Below are 19,092 nucleotides of genomic sequence, written 5' to 3' on the forward strand. Positions count from 1 at the left end.
CCACGGAGACGACTCGCCCGCTCGCCCGTGTGTACCCGTCCCAGCGAAGGGAAAGGTATAGCAACGTCGCTGTCCGACGTACGCGCATGACCGCCGGGACTGGAGAGCAACGCGAACGGGAGCGTGGGTTCGACCACGCGGAGATCGAACCCGAGTGGCAGCGCACGTGGGACGAGGAGGGTGTGTTCCGCATCCCCGACGACGCCGAGGACCCCGAGTACGTCCTCGCGATGTTCCCCTACACGTCGGGCGAACTCCACATGGGCCACGTCCGAAACTACACGATCACGGACGCCTACGCCCGCTTCGAGCGCATGCGCGGCGAGAGCGTCCTGCACCCGATGGGGTGGGACTCCTTTGGCCTCCCCGCCGAGAACGCCGCCAACGAACGGGACACCAACCCCCGCGACTGGACGCTGGACTGCATCGACTCGATGACCGAGCAGTTCAAGTCGATGGGCTTTGGCTACGACTGGGAGCGAGAGATCACCACCTGCGACCCCGACTACTACCGCTGGAACCAGTGGCTCTTCCAGCGATTCCGCGAGGAGGGGCTGGTCGAACGCCAGGCCGCGGAGCTGAACTGGTGTCCCTCCTGCGAGACGGTGCTGGCCGACGAGCAGGTCGAGGAGGACGCCGGCGGCGCCGAGATCTGCTGGCGCTGTGACTCCCCGATCGACCACCGTGAGATGGACCAGTGGTTCCTGACGATCACCGACTACGCCGAGGAACTGCTGGCGGACTTAGACGAGTTGGAGGGGTGGCCCAACAACGTCCGCGAGATGCAGCGCAACTGGATCGGCAAGCAAGAGGGCGCAAGCGTCGCCTTCGAGATCCCCGGCTACGGCGACGTGGACATCTTCACGACGCGGCTCGACACGATCCACGGAGCGACCTTCTTCTCGCTGGCCCCGGGCCACCCGGTGGCACAGGCGATCGCCGAAGAGAACGATGAGGTCGCCGAGTACATCGAGATGGCCGAGGGGGCCGACGAGGACGAACTCGACGTGACCTCCGGCGTGTTCACCGGCGAGTACGCCGTCAATCCCGCCACCGGCGAGGAGATCCCGGTGTACGTGGCCGACTACGTGCTGACCGACGTCGGGACGGGGGCGCTGTACGCCGTGCCGGGCCACGACGAGCGCGACCACGAGTTCGCCGAGGCCCACGACATCGACATCGTGCAGGTCGTGGAGCCGACCGACGACGCCGACGCGGATCCGGAAGACGTCGACGTGCAGGAGACGGCCTATCCCGAAGACGGGCTGTTGGTCGACAGCGGCGAGTTCGACGGACTGGAGAGCGCCGAGGCCCGCGAGCGGTTCGTCGAGGTCTTCGACGGCGAACACCGCACCGAGTACAACCTCCGGGACTGGGGCATCTCCCGCCAGCGCTACTGGGGCACCCCGATCCCGATGGTCCACTGCGAGGAGTGTGGCTACGTCGAGGTGCCCGACGAGGACCTGCCCGTCGAACTGCCGGAGTTCGTCCAGACGACGGGCAACCCCCTCGACGCGGCCGAGGAGTGGAAGTCGGTCGACTGTCCCGAGTGTGGCGGCCCGGCCGAGCGCGAGACGGACACGATGGACACCTTCGTCGATTCGTCGTGGTACTTCCTGCGCTTCCTCTCGCCCGACCTCGATTCGGCGCCGTTCGACAGCGAGCGCGCGAACGACTGGATGCCCGTCGACCGCTACGTCGGCGGCATCGAACACGCCGTCATGCACCTGCTGTACGCCCGCTTTTTCACGAAGGTGCTCGACGACATCGACCTCGTCGAGGGCGTCCGCGAGCCCTTCGAGAACCTCACCAACCAGGGGATGGTGCTGGGCGAAGACGGCAACAAGATGTCCAAGTCCGGCGACAACGGCGTCTCGCCGACGGAGATCGTCGAGGCGTACGGCGCCGACACCGCCCGACTGTTCATCATGGAGGCGGCCCAGCCCGAGAAGGACTTCGCCTGGAGTCCCGAGGGCGTGCAGTCGGCCCACCAGTTCCTCCAGAACCTCTACGGCCTCGCGGCGGACCTCGCCGAGACCGACGGCGGCGCCGACGCCGGCGAGGACGCCGTCGCGGCCTACGTCGACCGCGAGATAGACGCGGCCGCCGCGCGGGCCACCGAGGAGTTCGAGGCGTTTCGGTTCAACCACGCGCTGCAGGCCGTCCGCGACCTCGTCTCGCTGCTGCGCCGCTACCACGAGCGGCCCGACGCCGACCCCGCGACCGTCGAGCGCGGCGTGCGCACGGTCGTCAAACTGCTGGGCCCGGTCGCGCCCCACGTCGGCGAGGAGGTCTGGCGCCTGCTCGACGGCGAGGGCCTGCTCGCCGAGGCCGAGTGGCCCGACGCCGCCCTCCCCGACGAGTACGACGTGGCCAGCCGCCTCGTCGAGGACACCCGCGAAGACGTGCGCGACATCGTCGAGACGGTCGGCATCGAGGACCCCGAGACGATCACGCTCGCGGTCGCCCCCGAGTGGAAACATCGCGCCCACGAACTCGCCCGCGAGTCCGACGCCGACAACCTCATCGGCGACCTGATGGGCCACGACGAGATCCGGAGCCAGGGCGACGCCGCCGCCGACTTCGCCCAGGACCTGCAGGCCGAGCGCGAGGCGCTCGCCGACGTGCTCGCGCCCGACGAGGAGGTCGCGGCGCTGGAGCGCGCCGCGTGGCTGATCGAGGCGGAGTTCGACGCCGAGGTGGTCGTCCAGTCCGCCGAGGCGGCCGACGACGACCTGGCCGGGAAGGCCGAACCCGGGCGGCCCGCGATCGATATCGCGTGAGCGGGTCACGGCTCCGACAGGGGTGACTCCCTCGTTATCAGTTCCGCGTCGAGATACGTCGTCAGCGTCTCCTCGTCGAACGAATCGACGATCCCTGCAGCGTCGTCGTCGGCCACCTGCACGAACAGTCGCTGGTCGTTGTATCCCGCACTCGCGTCGAGGAACCGCTTCAGCGTGTCGTCGTCGAACGCACCGAGCGCGTCGACTGCCCGTGGGCCACCCCTCCGGACTAGATTCGTATAGCTAGCCGCTCGAAGTCCATCGTACGACCGATACCGCCGCACGCCCGCGCCCACGTCGGCCGCGGACACGTCGGGACTCGTGTCGTAGGACTCGACCAGCCGCCGCTGGAACGCGCGATCGGCCCTGATCGCCGCCAGCCGTCCGGCGGCGCGGTCGTTCAGCCCTTCGAGCAGGTCGACGCCGCTGCGGCCGTAGCGGGCGGCGAACTGCACCGTCGCACGCTCGCCGGCGGCGTCACGGACGGCGCGCAACCGCCCGTCGGGCACCCCATCCAGCGAGCCGGCGACCGCCCGCGCTTTCACCGTATCGACCCGCGAGAGCCCGCGGGCGACCTGTCCGCGCGCGAACGCCGTCGGCAACACGCGGTTCGCGCGTTTCAGCGTCGCCGAGGTCGCCCCCCTGGCGACGCCCGCGGCGCGAGCCTCAGCTGGCGCTGGGAACCGTGTGTGTCGAGAGAATCAGCGCGTACGGATCGGACCGGCTACAGGTCCTCGACGAGGTCGAGCGGGGCCCCAGCCTCGTCGGTCAGCCGGACCGTCTCGTCGTACTCGACGAGGCCGGTCTCCTGAAGCTTCGGCAGGTGGACGTGGTGGAGTGCGATGCGAGCGTCTTCGAGGGAGAGGTCGTCGCTCCATTCGGCCAGCGCGCCGGCGAGCGGGTCGAGCGCGGGCGACGTCTCCCGCTGGGCGAGATGCGAGAGGACGAACCGCCGGTTCGCGTTCGAGAGAACGGCGAACAGTTCGTCGGTCTCGGCGGTGCCGTTCGCGTCTGTCGCCGGTTCGAGGGCCTCGTGGTGGTTTCGTCCCATCTGTATCGATTCATACTCCCCTGCGGTATTCAGTGACGTGGCTAAACGGTTAGTGTCACTCCGCCGTCGATTCGTCGTCGAATCGGGCGGCGAGCAGCTTGCGCTCGGCGACCCTGAGGTGTTTGTGGAACGTCGGCGCCGAGACGCCGAGCGACTCGGCGACTTCCTCCCCGGTGGACTCGCGGGGCCACTCGAAGAAGCCGGCGTAGTAGGCGGTCTCGATGGCCGTCTGCTGGCGGTCGGTCAGGTCGGCGTCGAGCGACGGCGACGAGGAGACCGAGTCGGTCCCCGAACGCGGGCGGTCGCGCTGGGCGCGGACCTCGATGTCCGCGAACGCCTCGTCGAGCGCCTCGACGACGGTACGCACGTCCGCGGCGACCGGCAGCTCGGCCACCACTTCGCACTCGCCCTCCGCCGCCGAGGCCGAGCGGACGGCCCCGCCGTGGTCGGCGATCACGCCGAAGGCGCTCTCGGCGTCGAGCGTCGCTTCGAGCAGCGACTCCCCGTCGGGGCCGACGCTGACGACGCGGGCCGACTCGACGCCCGCGAACTCGTCGGCGAACCCGAGCACGTCGTCCGGGTCGGCTCCCGCGACGGTCAGGTAGTAGCGGAGGCTCTCGTCGGCCTGGACGGTCGCTCCGTCGAAGGCTACCTCGCAGTCCAGCGCGGCCGACAGCGCCGCGAAGAAGTGCCGCTCGTCGCCGATCGCCAGTCGCAGCTCCGTCACGCGCTCGGCGACCAGCGCCTGTCGGGTCGTCACCGCGTTGATCGCGTGACCGATCGTCGCTCCGAGTTCGGCGAGCACGTCCTGTTCGGTGTCGTCGAAGGCGCCCGGCTCGTCCGCGTAGACGGTCAACACGCCGTATATCGTCCCATCGTAGCCCAGCGGGACGCTGGCCGCAGAGCGGATCCCGTGGTCGGCCGCGGCCGCGCGCACCCCTTCGAAGGACGGGTCGGTGTCCACGTCGTGGGTGACCTGCACCGACCGCGAGCGGATCGCCCGGCCAGCGGGGCCGGTGCCGTTCGGCTCGGCCGACCGCGTGACCGTGATCGCGTCGAGGTAGTCGGCCACGTCGCCGCCGTGAGCCCGCGGACTCACCTCGTCGCTGCTGGCGTTCACGTCGCCGATCCAGGCCGAACGGTACGGGTCGGCGGCCGCCAGCGCCTCGCAGACCGCCTCGTCGATCTCCCTGCGCGTCGTCGCCTGCACCAGCGCCTGGTCGATCCCCCGGATGACCGCGTTGATGCGGTCGAGCCGTTCGAGCTGTTCGTTCTGCTCGCGCAGCCGGCGCTCGCGGGCCTTCTGATAGGAGATGTCTTCGACGACGACCACGACTCGGCCGCCGCCGTCGCCGTCCGACAGCGGCGCCGCGCTGACCTGCACCCAGACGCGCTCGCCGTCGGTCCGCTCGACGCGCTGTTCGACCTCGGTCACCGGTCGCCCCGAATCGCGAGCGATCTGGAACACCCGCTCGTCGGGCGGGATCGGCTCGCCGTCGGCGTCCAGCAGCCGCCAGGCGTCGGTCTCCCGGGAGTCGCCGATCACGTCCGCCGGGTCGGTGCCCAGGATCTCGCCCGCGCGGTCGTTCATCCGCTCGATGACGCCCTCGTCGGAGAGGACGACCAGCCCCGTCGGGACCGTCCGCAGGAGCTGCTCGGTCAGGTCCCGCTCGCGGCGGCGTTCGATGCGCTCGGCGTGGCGGTCGGACACGTCGCGGACGATAGCGGTCAACAGCCACGCCCCGTCGTCGCGGTGGGCGCGCAAGGAGAGCTCGATCGGGACGAGTCGCCCCTCCCGGTGGCGCCCGACGGTCTCGATCCCGTCCCACTCCGACGGCGGCGCCGGGGCCGACTGCAGCGCCTCGAAGGCCGCCCGAATGCGCGGGCGCTGGTCCTCGGGCACGAACGCCGTCACCGACCGCCCGATCAGCGTCTCGGGGTCGTAGCCGAACGTCTCCTCCATGGCGGGGTTGGCGAAGACGATCCCCCCCGTCTCGTCGACCGTCACGATCGCGTCCGACGCGCTCTCGACCAGCGTCCGGAAGAACGATTCGTCCCCCGCGACGACCGACGGATCGTAGGCGCACTCGCCCCCCGACCGCGCGTTCTCCCCCTCTGTCCGTGTCATTCCTCGGGCCTCACTGGTCGCCCCGCGCGTAAATATGTCAGGTTATTAATCGATAAACGAGGGTAACGGAGCCGTACGTACTCGGCCAGTTGGCGGGACACAACTGGGGAGCGCGGCGGGCGACCGCGTCCGCGCCGGCGCTCAGGCGGACGAGGCGGGGGAGGGGGAAGCGGAGGCGTCCGTCGCGGATTCGTCGTCGGACCCGTCGGCGTCGGCCGCGGTTTCGTCGTCGCCGCTCACCGCCGAGCGCTGGGGGGCGATGACGGTCTCGCCGCCGTAGAGGCGATGGCCCACGTCGACGGTCAGGTCGTCGGGGCCGTACTCGGGCGGGAAGACCATGTCGAAGCGGCTGCCGAAGGAGATGTGGCCGATTCGCTGGCCGCGGGCGACCTCCTGGCCGGGGTCGACGTAGGAGTAGGTCCGGCGGGCGAACGTGCCGGCGATCTGTTCGAGGGTGTAGTCCTCGAACTCGAAGCGCAGGCGTTCGTTCTCCTCGGCGTCTTTCGTGAAGGCGAGTTTGTTCGCGCCCGGGATGTGTTCGACGTTCTCGACGGTCCCGTCCATCGCCGCGCGGTTGACGTGGACGTCCCAGCCGCTCATGTAGATGCCCAGCCGGAGCCCTTCCTCCTCCTCGCGGACGACGGTCACCTTCCCGTCGGCCGGGGCGACGACGCCCTGGGGCGGCACGACCCGGGCGGGGTCGCGGTGGAAGTAGACCACGCCGACCGCGGCGACGACGCAGGCGCCGCTCGCGACGCGTGAGAACGGGAACAGGACCGCCCCGACGACCACTGCGAGCAGCGCGTATCTCAGACTGCCGTTCGCGACGCTCATTGTCGCTATTCCGATCCGTTCCGATGATAAGCCTTCTGAACGGGTCGGTCGCCCGACGCTCCGGTGGCGATGGGTCGTCCGACTCCCGCCCACCGACGGCGCGCTCAGTCGTCGAGCGAGGCGACGCCCGTCTCGACCAGGTCGGCGAGGACGTTCCGCGCGTGACCGTCCGCGTCGACGCCGGTGTAGGTCGCCTGGACGGACCCGTCGACGACGACGAACGTCGTCCGACTCGCGACGCCCCGGGTTCGCTCGACGTCGAAGGCGTCGACCAGTTCGCCGTCGGGGTCGGCCAGCAGGTCGAACTCGATCCCGTACTCCTCGGCGAACGCCGCGTGGGAGTCGACGCCGTCGACCGAGACGCCGTAGACGGTCACGCCGGCGTCGCGGTAGCTCTCCAGTTCCGCCTGGAACTGCTCGGCTTCGGTCGTACAGCCGGGCGTGTCGTCTTTCGGGTAGAAGTAGACGACGGAGACCCCCGCCCAGTCGGGTTCGACCGTCTCGCCGTCCTGGTTCGGGGCCGCCACCTCGGGCGCCGGGTCGCCGGGTTCGAGTGCCATACCGACGGCTCGGACCGACGGCGAAAGCCGGTTTCGGTTGCGGCGACCGGCGCCGTCGACACCGGCCGTCGCGCCGGGGCGCCCGCTCGCGGACCCGTACCGCGCGGTCAGTTGACGGGAATGTCGGTGCCGCCGTCGTCGCTCGTCGTCCGTTTGGGGAGCGTGACCGTCAGTACCCCCTGCTCGTATGACGCGCTCGCTTCGGACTCGACGACGGGCTCGGGCAGGCCGACTCGACGAGTGATCGACTCGCCGTGTCGCTCGCGCGTGACGTAGCGGTCGGCCTCCTCGACGGCCTCGGTCTCCCGGCTGGCCGACACGGTGAGCGTCGTCGAGTCGGTCAGCTGTACGTCGATGTCGTCGCGGTCGTAGCCGGGCAGGTCGGCGACGACGGCGAACGCCTCGCCGGTGTCCGCCACGTCGACCGCCAGGTCGCCCGACGGTTCGAGCCCGCCGGTCATCACGTCGATCAGCTCCTCGATGTCGCCGAACGGATCGGTGGATCCCGTCATGTCACTCGGCGGTACGTCCCCGCGCGTCTTAAGCCGCGCGTCCGCGCCGGCCCCGACTCGGCGGACGAGCCGAGCCCCCGCCGGGGCGGGTTCGCCTACGGAGTGAAAGAGACCGGGCACCTTTTTTGTGCCAGCGGTCGAATTCGGATAGATGACTTCGCGCGACTGGGTCGAGAGCGGGGGCGACGCCACACCGTCCGACCGCCCGGATCCCCCCTCCGAACCGCCGTCGGACCTCCCCGACGAGTACGAGACCATCTTCCGGACCGTCGACGACGCGGTCTTTCTCGTCGGCGTCGACGGTGTCGCCCCGGCCGATACGTACCGGTACCGCCGCGTCAACCCCGCCTACGAGTCGCTCACGGAGCGGTCCGCGTCCGAGATACTGAACCGGACGCCACGCGAGGTGTTCGGCGAATCCCTCGGGAGCGACATCGCCGCGCAGTACCGCCGCTGCGTCGAGACGGGCGAGACCGTCGAGTACGAGGAGACCCTCTCGTTCCCCGCCGACCGTCGGACGTTCGAGACGAAACTGACGCCGATCCGTCCCGACGGCGAAGTGACGCGGATCGTCGGCATCTCGCGGGACATCACCGAGCGGCGAGCGCGCGAGCGCGAACTCGAACGGAACCGGGACCTCCGCTCGAAGACCGAGCGGCTCGCACGGGTCGGCGGCTGGGAACTCGACCGCCGCGCCGACGCCCTCCGCTGGACGGACGGGACGCGGTCGATCTTCGCGGTCGACGACGGGTACGAGCCGACCCTCGCCGACGCGGTCGAGTTCTACCACCCCGACGACCGCTCGCGGATCCGACGCCTCGTCCGCCGGTGTTGTGAGGACGAGACGCCGTACGACGTGGTACTCCGGGCACGGACCGCCGCGGGCGACGACCGGTGGATCCGCTCGGTGGGTGAGCCAGTCTCGTCGGACCGCGAGTCCGCCGTCGGCGACGCCACTGGTCCCGGAGCCGACGGGACCTCCGGGACGGCCGCAGTACGCGGCGCCGTGATGGACGTGACCGAGCGGCGGTCCCGCGAGCGCGACCGCCGGATGTTCGAGAAGGCCGTCGAGCAGGCGGGACACGGTATCGTGATCACCGACCCCGAAGGGACGATCGAGTACGTGAACCCGGCTTACGCCGCCGACACCGGCTACGACCGCCAGGAGGCCGTCGGGCTGAACCCGCGGATCGTCAAGTCCGGGAAACACGACGACGAGTTCTACGACGAGCTGTGGGAGACGATCCTCGCGGGCGAGACCTGGGAGGCCGAGATCGTCAACCGGCGCAAGTCCGGCGAGCTGTACCACGTCGACCAGACGATCGCGCCGATCGCCGACGACGGGGAGATAACCCACTTCGTCGGCATCGAGTCCGAGACCACGGACCGGAACCTCCGCGAACAGCGGTTGAACGTGCTCAATCGGATCCTGCGGCACAACCTCCGGAACGCGATGACGGTCGTCAGCGGACACGCGTCGGCCCTCCGGCGCGAACTCGACGACGAGGAGCTCCGAGCCCACGCGACGACCATCGAGGAGTGGGCCGACGACCTGACCGCGACGGGCGAGAAGGTCGCGACGACCAGGTCGCTGTTCGAGCGCGAGCGCGACCCCGACGCCGTCTGTGACGCGCGCGAGACGCTCTCGACCGTCGCCGACGAGTTCGCGGAGCGCTACCCCGACGCCGAGATCGCGGTCGAAGCGCCCGCGAGCCTCCGGGTCAGTGCGGACGACCGACTCGCCGTCGCGCTCCGCGAACTCGTCGACAACGCGCTGGCCCACCACGACCGGGTCCCGCCGGCGGTGACACTCGGGGCAACGTCGGTCGGTGGCGGGGCGGCGGGCTGGGCCGATATCACCGTCGTCGACACCGGCCCCGGTATCCCCGGGTCCGAGCGCGCGGCGATCGAAGCCGGCGAGGAGACCCAGGTCACCCACGGGACCGGGATCGGCCTGTGGCTCGCCCGCTGGGTGGTCGCGGGGTTCGGCGGGGAGCTATCTATCGAGGACAACGACCCCCGCGGGACGGTCGTGCGACTCCGGCTCCCGGTGCCGACCGATGAGGCCTGACTCAGTCTAGCACCGTCTCGCTGTCGTAGGAGCCGAGCCGGCGGACCCACCCCTCCTCGGCGATGGCCTCGATCTCGGCCAGCGCGTCCTGGGTGCGTTCCTCGTAGAGCCCCGCCTCCACGTCGATGTGGAAGACGTAATCGCCCAACCGCTCGCCGCTGGGCCGCGACTCGACGCGCGTGAGGTTGATGTCGCGGTCGGCGAACGGCTCCAACAGTTCCAGCAGCAGGCCGGGGTAGTCGACGTTCGGGTAGACGATGAAGGAGGTCTTCGAGCCGGCCTCGCTGCGCTCGCTCGCGGGCGCGACGACGAGGAAGCGGGTGGCGTTCGACGACTGGTCCTGTACGTCCTCGGCGACCACTCGCAGGTCGCCGTCGGCCGCGTTCTGCGGGTGGCCGATGGCGGCGACGCTCGGGTCCTCGCGGGCGCGCTCGACGCCGGCGGCGGTCGAAGTCATCGACTCCAGCGTCGCGCTCGGGTAGTTCTCGTCGAGATACTCGCGACACTGCGCGAGCGCCTGCGGGTGGCTCGCCACCACGTCGAACTCCGGCCCCTGCGCGATGAGCGCGTGGCGGATCGGCGTGATGAGTTCGCGAACCGCGGCCACGTCGAACTCGGCGAACGCGTCGAGCGACTCGGTGACCGGCCCCTCGGTGCTGTTCTCGACGGGGACGACCCCGCGCTCGTACTCGCCGCTCGCGACCGCCTCGACGATGGCCGTCTTCGAGTCCGTGAAGACCACCTCGTCGGCCACCGCCTTCGCCGCCCGGTGGGAGTAGGTCCCCGCCGGACCGAGCGTGAGTGCTTCCATTACCCCCGATTCGCCGGTCGCCGTGAAAAGCCCCGTGGTCGCTAGCAGCGGCTTTCGTCGATAGATCGGGCTGGAGAGATTGTACGAGCGGATCGACTGCTCCGAGGACCACGACCGCGAACAGCGGGGGCTTTCACGCTGTCCGCGGTTCCAGTTCGAGTGGCGGGTTCCGCTCGGTCACGTTCCCCGAAAGAAACTCAGTCCTCGTCCGCGCTCTCGACCCGACCGGCGTACTTCTCCAGCTCCCCGGCGAGTTCGCGGGCCTGGGCGGCCGACAGCTCGACGTGGTCGGCGTGGGCGGTCACCTCCTCCAGGTCGGTGTTGTCCATCTCGACCTGCAACTCGACGTGGTCGGGGTCGTCGCGGCTGTCGGTCGTGACGTTCAGTACGCTCAGCGCTTCCGTCTCGAAGCCGTGGCCCTCGACGCGGCCGTCGAGCAGATCGAAGGTCGTGTAGGCGTTGACCTTGAGGATGCGGTCGACCATATCCACGGTCGGCGGCGCAGACACTTAAGCGGCGGCGAGTCCGGCGGCCGCGTGCCGGGTCCGAACCACCGTCGCTCAGCCGCTCCACTCGCCGCCAACGTCGCCGGCGATGTTCTCGCGCCACTGGTCGAAGCGTGCCGACGGAAGCGACGAGTCGTCGCCGATCAGTCGTCGGCCGGCGCGAGCGAGTTGCCCTCGCCGTCGGTCGGCGCGGGCGAGTCGCCCATGTCGTCCTCCTCGGCGTAGGGGTACCACGTCATCTTCGTGTTGTGCATGTACGGGTCCTCGTAGGAGGTCTCCTCGGCCTCCGCGAGGTCCTGGAGCGTCTCCTCGTCGCGCTCGGCGACGAAGTCGCGGAAGGTCTGTCCCTCCTCGCGCTCGTCTTCGAAGGTGGCGAGCAGGTTCTCCACGTAGCCCGGCACCTCGTCGGCGGGCACGCGCATCTCGACCCAGTCGGCGAACTGCGGCTCCTCGCCGAGGCCGCCGCCGAGGCCGATGTCGAGCGCCTCGACCGGCTCGCCGTCCTTGCGCGTTTTCATCCCGCGCAGGGAGATGTCGGCGATCTGCGGCTGGGCACAGGACGCGGTACAGCCCGAGAGGTGGATGTGGAAGTCCTCGACGCCCTCGGGGAGTTCGACGTTGTCCTTCAGCCAGCGAGCGTAGCGGACCTGGCGGTTCTTCGTCTCGACGATCGACAGCGAGCAGAACTCCGTGCCCGTGCAGGCGATCGAACCGCGCATGAACGGATGGGGGTCCGGCGAGTACGTCTCCAGCAGCGGCTCGTCGAGGAACTCGTCGAGTCGGTCGGAGTCGACGTCGGTGACGATGATGTTCTGGCGCTGGGTCAGGCGGACCTCGCCGGAACCGTACTCGTCGGCCAGCTCGGCGAGCTCGGACACGTCGTCGACGCCCATGCGGCCGACGAGGACGTCGAGACCGACGTAGTAGTTGCCGTCGGGCTGCTCGTGGACGCCCACGTGGTCGCCGTGCTCCTCACCGCCGGCGTTGTACGTGTAGCTCTCGCGCATGTTCTCGCCCGCGGTCTCCAGCTCGAAGTCGACGAACTCCTCCTGGAGCACGTCGCGCATCTTCTCGGGGCCCCACTCGTCGACGAGGAACTTGATGCGAGCGTTGAACCGGTCCTCGCGGTCGCCGTACTCGCGGAAGAGCGCGGACATGCCGGCGCCGATGTCGGCGGCCTGCTCCGGGGGCACCCACACGTCGAGCGAGCGGGAAAACCGGGGTTCCTTGCGGGAGAGCCCGCCGCCGACGCGGATGTTGAAGCCGAGCTGCTCCTCGCCGTCGACTTCCTTCGTGGCCGGCTCGTAGGCGAGGTCGTTGATGTCGCCCTGGCCGCAGCCCTGGTCGCAGCCGGTGACGGCGACCTTCCACTTGCGCGGGAGGTTCGAGAAGTCGTCGTTGCCCTTGAAGGTCTCGTGGAGCTCCTCGGCGACCGGCCAAGCGTCGATGTGTTCGTGCTTGTCCTTGCCGGCGACGGGACAGCCGACGATGTTGCGCCAGGAGTCACCGCAGGCCTGCTGGGTCCCGAGTCCGTTGGCTTCGAGCTTCTCGAATATCTCCGGGATGTCCTCGAGTTTGATCCAGTGCAGCTGGATGGACTGGCGAGTCGTCCAGTCGCAGTAGGCGCCGCCGAACTCCGGGTTGTCGACGGGGCCGCGGGCGTACTCGTCGGCGATCTCGGCGACGACCTCCAGCTGCCCGGGCTTCAGGACGCCGTTGGGCGTCCCGATGCGCATCATGAAATAGGACTCCTGGCCCTTCCGCTGGTGGTACAGCCCCCACCACTTGAAGCGCTCGAACCAGGCGTCGTGCTCGTCTTCCGGGATGGCGTCCCATCCCTTCTCGGCGAACTCCATCAGATGCTCGCGGATCTCCGACCCGTAAATCTCGTCTTTCCAGTTCTCGACTTTCGTCGGCATTCTTGTACAGTCCCACGTCTTCCGCTCTTAAAGGCGCGCGCATCTCGACAAGAGCCCCCACCTCTCCCGAGAAGCGGATATTGTTGCCTACGGTTTCGGTCGGGCCAGCCGGTGGCGCCGTTCCGGTATCAGGACGCTCGCGGTGTCGACGGGCGAAAAGTCGCCCTCCTCGGGGTCGATGACGCGGCCGACGGTGAGCCAGCCGGTAACCCCTTCCCGGCCGCAGGTAATGCAGCGGCCGGCGACTCTGGCCTGGATGTCCGGGTGGTCGACGCCCACCTCGGCGAACCCCTCGACGAGGAAGTCCGCGGTCTCGCAGTCACAGACCTCCTGGCGGGCGAGCAGCCACAGGTCGCTGACGTTGACCTGTCGCTCGTCGTTGACGCTGATCCAGGCACCGTCGTCGAGCTGGTGAACGTCGGTCGTCACTGTCGACAGCTACGGTCCGGACGACCCAGAGGCTGTCGGCCCGCACAACACTCGCCGCCGGCTGCGACGCCGGCCCGCTCACCGGCCGAGCGCTCCGCGCCGAGCCGACTCGTCGACGCGCGCTGCCCGAACACGTGCGTCCGAGATAGGTGAAGGGATTGCCGGTACGTCCAAGCCCGGGTAGCACTTACGGGAGCGCTATCGGTTAAGGGAGTAGGGGATATAGGCAGGTGTACGACGAACCGATGACCCAGGCAACAGACACCCACGACGACGAAGCGCCCGAGCCGGACACCAGCCACCTCGACGACGTGGAGGACGGGTGTGGCTGCGCCGAGGTCTGGGAGCACCTCTCCGAGGAACGCGCCGAGGCGTCCGACTGACGCGCCGAGGGACGGCCTGCGCGCGGCGACCGGAGCCAAACTCGCGCGCGCATCGTCGTCCCGACAGCCGAGAGCCTTTTGAGACACCGTTCCAAAGGAGCAAGTGATGAGTCACGAGGGGCCGGGAGAGCCGCCGACCGACCGCGAGTCACCGGTCGGTGCGCCGGTCATCCGGGGCGACCCGAGCGTCACCGGACAGCGACCGGAGGAGGCCGTCGAGTTCGACCCCGACGACCCCGAGAGCCTCGAGACCGCCGCACAGACCGTTCGACAGTTCGCCGGCGACGCCGCCGGCGAGGCCGACACCGTCTTCATGCTCCGCGGGGCCGCCGCCTGCGCCGCCCTCGTCCGCGGCGAGGGATCGTACAAGGCCGCCGCCGAGCGCGCCGGCGGGGAGGCCACCGTCGCCTTCATCCGCAAGTGGTCGCGCGTCCACGACCTGCCCCGCTCGATCCGCAAGCACGTCGCGATGGGCGAGATCGCCCCCACCGCCGCCAAACACATCGCCCGCGTCGCCGGCGCCGCCCGCCTCCAGCTCGCGTGGGCCGTCCTCGACCACGACATGACCGTCCGCCAGGTCCGCTCGGTCGCCAGCGACGTCAACGACGGCACCTCCGTCGAGAACGCCCTCGTCACCGAAGGGATCACCCTCGGGGAACTCACGATGGAACTCCCGCCCGGGATCTACCGGGAACTCCGGCGACGGGCCGCCCTGGAGGACGTCGAGCCCGACGAGATCGTCGCGACCGCGCTCGAACGCCGCTTCGGGCAGGGCTGATCGTAAGTACTTAATCGCCGTCCCCCTCATTCGGAGACGTAGGGCCGGTAGCTCAGTCAGGCAGAGCGTCTGGCTTTTATCGCGGCTACGCGTTCGATCCGCGTGGTTGCGGGAGAGACCAGATGGTCGGGGGTTCAACTCCCTCCCGGCCCGTGCAACGAACCGCCGAGCGACAGTGAGGCGGTGAGTGAACCGGCAGGAAGGAGTCGAACCCTGGAAGGCACGCGCAGCGAACGAACCGTGAGCGACCAGCAACGCATCCGGGAGAGAGTGAAGGAGGCGAGTCACAGCCCGGGAAGCGACCGTAGGAGCGACCCCGAATGTCTCGACGTGGTTCAACTCCCTCCCGGCCCGTTCTCCCGACGACTCGGACTTCGGCGATCCGCCGGCATCTCGAACCAAGAGACTTACCACGGTGAGTCGCGAGAAGCCGTTATGAACGAAACGAACCGATTCTCGGACCGGATGGAGCCGATCGGGATCGCCCTCGGCGCCCTGCTCGTGCTCGTCGCGGTCGCGACGCTCGCCGGCGCACCCTGGGCGACGAAAGGCGACGCGCTCGCCTCGGCGTTGCAGGTGGTCGGCGCCGTCGGCACCGCCGCCATCGGCGCTCTCCTCGTCTGGCTCAGCCGCGCCGACTAACGCCGACTCAGTTTTTATTTCGTCCCGACACGTCGGACAGCGCCGCCGCCGTGTCGTCGAGTGAGTCCGCAAAAAGCGTTCCGCGAAAAGCGACCGCGCCGCGAGCGGTCAGCCCCGGACGGGCAGGTACGCGATGGCGACCAGGAGAATCGCCGCGACGAGGCAGAGCTGTGCGATACCCCACAGGCCCGTCACCCGGTCGTTGTACGAAGCGATCTCGTTTTCCTGTGCCTGGTAGTCACCGTAGCGCTCGCTCGTCTCCATGAAGTACACCGACGAGTTGTTCGGGAAGTGCGCGAAGTACTGCGTGTCCGCGACAGTGAAGTTCGCGCCCTCGGAGAAGCCCACGGTGACGGTGTTCTGGCCGGGTCGCGTGAGTTCGACGCTGGTGTTGGTCACGGCGTCGACGGTCGTCTCGTTGCCCTGGTAGGTCAGCGTCTCGCCCTCGGCGATGGTGTGGCGCTCGACCGGCGGGAAGTACCCCTCCAGCGCGACGTTCGTCTCGTTGGCGCGGTACGTGACCTTCCGCGTGCCGTTCTGCGTGATGATCTCGTCGTACAGCGCCGGATCGGCGGCGACCATCGCTTCGAGGTCCCGCTGCTCGACGAACATCGCCTCGGTCGGGTCGGTGACGTTCTCGGCCTGGACGACGAGCATGTACGGACCGCCCCAGACGATGGTCGCGGCATCGCCCGTGACGCTCGTGACCGTTGCCTCGTTACCCTCGTAGGTCACCGTGTCACCGACGGCGTAGCTCTCGTTGACCGAGGCGTCGCTCGCGAGCGCGAGCGTGAACGACTCCGCGCTCCCGTTGACGCTCACCTCGTACTCGCTGCCGTTGTACTGGACGGTCGCTCCGGCCTCGAAGACCTGTTCCATCCGAGCCGACTGGTCTGACCAGCGCACGTCGGTCACCGGGACCTCGCTTCCGTTGTCGATGGTCGTCGAGATGACGGCCGACTCGTTGACCCACGCCAGTTCGCCGCTGTCGGTGTCGGCCTCGGCGACCTCCCACGCCCGATCGCCGAACTCCACCGTGTCACCCGCGGAGTACGCGGTGTCGCCTTGCAGTGAGATCGTCGGTTCCTCCGCCGTCTGGATGAGGCCGTACGCCCCGGCCCCGATGACGAGGAAGAACACGAGATAAATCGCCGCGGCTCGTCGTTGCATACCCGGGTGGTCGGGCGGCCCCGCGTATAATGATTACCAATTCCGCCGCTACGGCGGCGTCTGTCCACCCCTCGGACCCACCCGACCGTCGCTCGGTCCCGCCCGAGCGGCGACCGACCAAAACCCCCTTTTCGGTCCACACGGTACCGCCCCACACAGATGGTCCCCGACTCCGACCTCCCCCGCCGACAGTTCCTCCGGGCGGCCGTCGCGCTGGGCGGCGCGAGCGCGCTCGCAGCCTGCCAGGAGCGAACCGACGGCGACGCCGTCCCTGCGGGCGACCCCGCGGCCAAGCCCGCGCGCCAGCACGCCTGGCGCGACCACGTCCCACACGACGACAGCGGCAACTCCCTCCTGCCCGAACACCAGGTCCTCCTGTACGTCGACTTCGACCCCGACGGTCCACCGGACGAGGACGCCCGTTCGACGCTCGATGCCGCGCTGTCGACGCTCGACCGAGCCTACGAGTGGAGCGCCGACGGCCTGCTCCACACCGTCGCGTACTCCCCCACCTACTTCGACCGCTTCGACACCCCCCTTCCCTCGTCGGTCGACCTCCCGCCGCCTCGCGCGCTCTCGGACTTCGAAGATCCCACCTTCGACACCCAGGACGCCGTCGTCCACCTCGCGAGCGACCGCGCGGACGTGGTCCTCGAAGCCGACGAGGCGCTGACCGGCGACCGCGAGTCGGTCAACAGCGAGTCCGTCGACGCGCGACTGACCGACGTCGCGACCGTCGACTCGCGACGTACCGGCTTCGTCGGCGCCGGCCTCCCCGCCGAGCGCCAGGACGCCGCCGGGATCCCCGATTCGAACCCCGTTCCCGAGGAGTCGCCGCTGTTCATGGGGTTCAAAGCGGGCTTCGTCGGCAACCAGGCCACCGAGGACTACGTCACCATCGACGAGGGGCCGTTCGCCGGCGGGACGACGAAAGTGATCGCGAACCTCCGTCAGCGACTCGACGACTGGTACGGCGAGCAGGACTACCCCGAACGGGTCGCCGAGCTGTTCAGCCCCGGCCACGCCGAGCACGACCTCGTCGACGGCGTCGGCGCGAACCTCGGCGACGACAGCAAAGTCGACCGATTCCTCGACGACATCGAGGAACAAGCGCGCGCCACCGGCCGCGTCGGCCACGCCCAGAAGGCCGCGCGAGCCAACCGCGACGACGACGGTAACGTCCGCCTCCTGCGCCGCCACTTCGAGTCGACCGACGACATCGGATCCGACCAGCCCGTCGCCAGCCTCCACTTCCCGTCGCTCCAGCGCCGCATCTCGACGTTCGAAGCGGTGCGCGAGGCGATGAACGGCACCGACATCACGGCCGCCACGCCGGCCGTCCGCCAGCGCGTCAACAACGGCATCCTCGAGTACATCTTCGTCCGCCGTCGCGGGAACTTCCTCGTCCCGCCGCGGCGCCACCGATCGCTCCCGACACCCCGCCCCGAGGAGTAGCGTCCGGCTCGACCGAGCCAGCGAACGGTCGCGCTGGCGCACGCTGTTGTCACTACTCAGTGCGCACGCGCGACCCAGCGCCGACGTATCGCTCGGACCGTGACGCTCACCTCACCGAGACCGCTCCGCGAAGACGAACTCGCTCGAACTCCCCAGCGGGTCGTCGACCGTCTCCGTCTGCACCCCGGTGAACCCCGCCTCGCGCAACTGTTCCAGCGTCGCCTCCCGTCCGGGCGCCGAGAAGAACATCGACCCGCCCATCCAGCCGCGTCGAACCGTTTCGAACCGACCACCCGGGAGTGTCTGCAAGAGAACCCCGCCGGGGTTCAGTACTCGCGCGAACTCGCGGTACACCTCCCGGTGTCGGTCCCGCGGCACGTGGAACACCGCGTAGTACGCCGTGACCGCGTCGACCGTCCCGTCAGCCAGCGGGATAGCCGTCATGTCCGCCTGCAACAACCGCGCGTCCGGGAGCGTTTCCGCCGCGAGTTCCAGCCCCCGTCGCGAGAAATCCAGCCCGATACTACCCCCCGGGAGGTTCGCGAGCGTCCGCGCACCGTCACCGCAACCGACATCCAGCACTAACGGGTCGGCCGGACACCGCTCCAGCAACTCCCCGATGAGTGCTGCGTCCGATCCGGAGGAGTCACGCTGTGTTGCATACGTCCGAGCGATCTCGTCCCACGCTCGTCGCCGTTCGTTCGCGTTCATATCGTCGGTTGTGTCGCCACGCCTATCAACCACCGTCCGGACCAGTGTCACCACTCACGGACTTACAACAGAAAGCCAAGGGCCGGATTTGAACCGGCGATGGGCGGCTCTGCAGGCCGCTGCGTTCGGCCGGACTCTGCCACCTTGGCGCGTCAGATAGTATCCGCCTGTGTCGCTTAAGCCCATCGGATTCGCCCACTCTTCGGGGTCGGCGAGCGAGCACCCGCTGTCGGCACTGGCGAAATAAATACGAAACCCCTGACCAGTAGTGACTGGTCGAGGGTGATGCGTTCCGGCCGAATGTGGCCGGGATGAATGGAGGCGGCGAACCGGGTTTCCCAGAGACTCT

19 protein-coding genes and 2 tRNA genes are annotated in these 19,092 nt (G+C 69.2%); 7 read left to right on the forward strand and 14 right to left on the reverse strand.

Annotated elements, in window-relative coordinates; genetic code table 11:
* Positions 1-86: 86 nt before the first annotated feature.
* Positions 87-2,783, forward strand: a complete 2,697-nt coding sequence (gene leuS / locus C475_RS02270) for a leucine--tRNA ligase (RefSeq protein ID WP_006882139.1) — start codon at positions 87-89, stop codon at positions 2,781-2,783.
* Between the two features lie 5 nt (positions 2,784-2,788).
* On the opposite strand, the gene C475_RS02275 is transcribed toward leuS, so the two are convergent.
* The 6 genes from C475_RS02275 to C475_RS02300 all read right to left on the reverse strand — a co-directional run bounded on the left by C475_RS02275 (position 2,789) and on the right by C475_RS02300 (position 7,868).
* Positions 2,789-3,385: a hypothetical protein gene (locus C475_RS02275; protein WP_152436307.1), complete on the reverse strand. Its 597-nt coding sequence runs from the start codon at positions 3,383-3,385 to the stop codon at positions 2,789-2,791.
* Positions 3,386-3,507: 122 nt separating this feature from the next.
* Positions 3,508-3,834, reverse strand: coding sequence for a DUF7344 domain-containing protein (locus C475_RS02280; protein ID WP_006882141.1), 327 nt, complete (start codon positions 3,832-3,834; stop codon positions 3,508-3,510).
* A 55-nt stretch (positions 3,835-3,889) separates the two neighbouring features.
* The gene (locus C475_RS02285) at positions 3,890-5,962 is read right to left on the reverse strand and encodes a bacterio-opsin activator domain-containing protein (protein ID WP_006882142.1); all 2,073 of its coding nucleotides are present in this window, start codon (positions 5,960-5,962) and stop codon (positions 3,890-3,892) included.
* A 141-nt stretch (positions 5,963-6,103) separates the two neighbouring features.
* A complete protein-coding gene (locus C475_RS02290; protein WP_006882143.1) occupies positions 6,104-6,796 on the reverse strand; it encodes a protein sorting system archaetidylserine decarboxylase in 693 nt (230 codons plus the stop codon).
* 104 nt (positions 6,797-6,900) lie between these two features.
* Positions 6,901-7,356, reverse strand: coding sequence for a peroxiredoxin (locus C475_RS02295; protein ID WP_006882144.1), 456 nt, complete (start codon positions 7,354-7,356; stop codon positions 6,901-6,903).
* A gap of 107 nt (positions 7,357-7,463) precedes the next feature.
* Positions 7,464-7,868 carry an Hsp20/alpha crystallin family protein gene (locus tag C475_RS02300; RefSeq protein WP_006882145.1) on the reverse strand — a complete coding sequence of 135 codons (405 nt, stop codon included), beginning with the start codon at positions 7,866-7,868 and terminating at the stop codon, positions 7,464-7,466.
* Between the two features lie 151 nt (positions 7,869-8,019).
* Between C475_RS02300 and C475_RS02305 the strand changes: the two genes are divergently transcribed.
* Positions 8,020-9,939, forward strand: coding sequence for a PAS domain S-box protein (locus C475_RS02305; RefSeq protein ID WP_006882146.1), 1,920 nt, complete (start codon positions 8,020-8,022; stop codon positions 9,937-9,939).
* A 1-nt stretch (position 9,940) separates the two neighbouring features.
* Here C475_RS02305 and pheA read toward each other — a convergent pair whose 3' ends face one another.
* From pheA to C475_RS02325, 5 genes are all read right to left on the reverse strand, one after another.
* Complete coding sequence (gene pheA, locus C475_RS02310; RefSeq protein WP_006882147.1) at positions 9,941-10,750, reverse strand: prephenate dehydratase; 810 nt, start codon at positions 10,748-10,750, stop codon at positions 9,941-9,943.
* 197 nt (positions 10,751-10,947) lie between these two features.
* Entirely contained in the window at positions 10,948-11,235 is a 288-nt protein-coding gene (locus tag C475_RS02315; RefSeq protein WP_006882148.1) for a DUF6360 family protein, read from the reverse strand.
* Between the two features lie 75 nt (positions 11,236-11,310).
* Positions 11,311-11,403 carry a DUF7501 family protein gene (locus C475_RS25405; protein ID WP_449404409.1) on the reverse strand — a complete coding sequence of 31 codons (93 nt, stop codon included), beginning with the start codon at positions 11,401-11,403 and terminating at the stop codon, positions 11,311-11,313.
* Positions 11,400-13,175 carry a nitrite/sulfite reductase gene (locus C475_RS02320; protein WP_006882149.1) on the reverse strand — a complete coding sequence of 592 codons (1,776 nt, stop codon included), beginning with the start codon at positions 13,173-13,175 and terminating at the stop codon, positions 11,400-11,402. Before C475_RS02320 ends, C475_RS25405 begins: the two co-directional genes overlap by 4 nt.
* Before the next feature lie 87 nt (positions 13,176-13,262).
* Positions 13,263-13,604, reverse strand: coding sequence for a hypothetical protein (locus tag C475_RS02325; RefSeq protein ID WP_006882150.1), 342 nt, complete (start codon positions 13,602-13,604; stop codon positions 13,263-13,265).
* A gap of 245 nt (positions 13,605-13,849) precedes the next feature.
* On the opposite strand from C475_RS02325, the gene C475_RS24185 reads away from it, so the two are divergent.
* The 4 genes from C475_RS24185 (at position 13,850) to C475_RS02340 (ending at position 15,407) form a co-directional block, all read left to right on the forward strand.
* Positions 13,850-13,987 (forward strand): hypothetical protein, encoded by a 138-nt coding sequence (locus tag C475_RS24185; protein ID WP_167837389.1) that lies wholly within the window; start codon positions 13,850-13,852, stop codon positions 13,985-13,987.
* A gap of 106 nt (positions 13,988-14,093) precedes the next feature.
* On the forward strand, positions 14,094-14,765 hold the full coding sequence (locus tag C475_RS02330) for a DUF7119 family protein (protein ID WP_006882152.1): 672 nt from the start codon (positions 14,094-14,096) through the stop codon (positions 14,763-14,765).
* Positions 14,766-14,806: 41 nt separating this feature from the next.
* Positions 14,807-14,918, forward strand: a tRNA-Lys gene (locus tag C475_RS02335).
* Positions 14,919-15,200: 282 nt separating this feature from the next.
* Positions 15,201-15,407: a hypothetical protein gene (locus C475_RS02340; protein ID WP_006882153.1), complete on the forward strand. Its 207-nt coding sequence runs from the start codon at positions 15,201-15,203 to the stop codon at positions 15,405-15,407.
* 108 nt (positions 15,408-15,515) lie between these two features.
* On the opposite strand, the gene C475_RS02345 is transcribed toward C475_RS02340, so the two are convergent.
* Positions 15,516-16,577 carry a hypothetical protein gene (locus C475_RS02345; protein WP_152436308.1) on the reverse strand — a complete coding sequence of 354 codons (1,062 nt, stop codon included), beginning with the start codon at positions 16,575-16,577 and terminating at the stop codon, positions 15,516-15,518.
* 159 nt (positions 16,578-16,736) lie between these two features.
* On the opposite strand from C475_RS02345, the gene C475_RS02350 reads away from it, so the two are divergent.
* Complete coding sequence (locus tag C475_RS02350) at positions 16,737-18,032, forward strand: DUF7405 family protein (protein ID WP_006882155.1); 1,296 nt, start codon at positions 16,737-16,739, stop codon at positions 18,030-18,032.
* A 111-nt stretch (positions 18,033-18,143) separates the two neighbouring features.
* Here C475_RS02350 and C475_RS02355 read toward each other — a convergent pair whose 3' ends face one another.
* Positions 18,144-18,743: a class I SAM-dependent methyltransferase gene (locus C475_RS02355; protein ID WP_006882156.1), complete on the reverse strand. Its 600-nt coding sequence runs from the start codon at positions 18,741-18,743 to the stop codon at positions 18,144-18,146.
* A gap of 73 nt (positions 18,744-18,816) precedes the next feature.
* A tRNA-Cys gene (locus tag C475_RS02360) sits at positions 18,817-18,892 on the reverse strand.
* Positions 18,893-19,092 lie beyond the last annotated feature (200 nt).

This window comes from Halosimplex carlsbadense 2-9-1, from assembly GCF_000337455.1.
Lineage (GTDB): Archaea > Halobacteriota > Halobacteria > Halobacteriales > Haloarculaceae > Halosimplex > Halosimplex carlsbadense.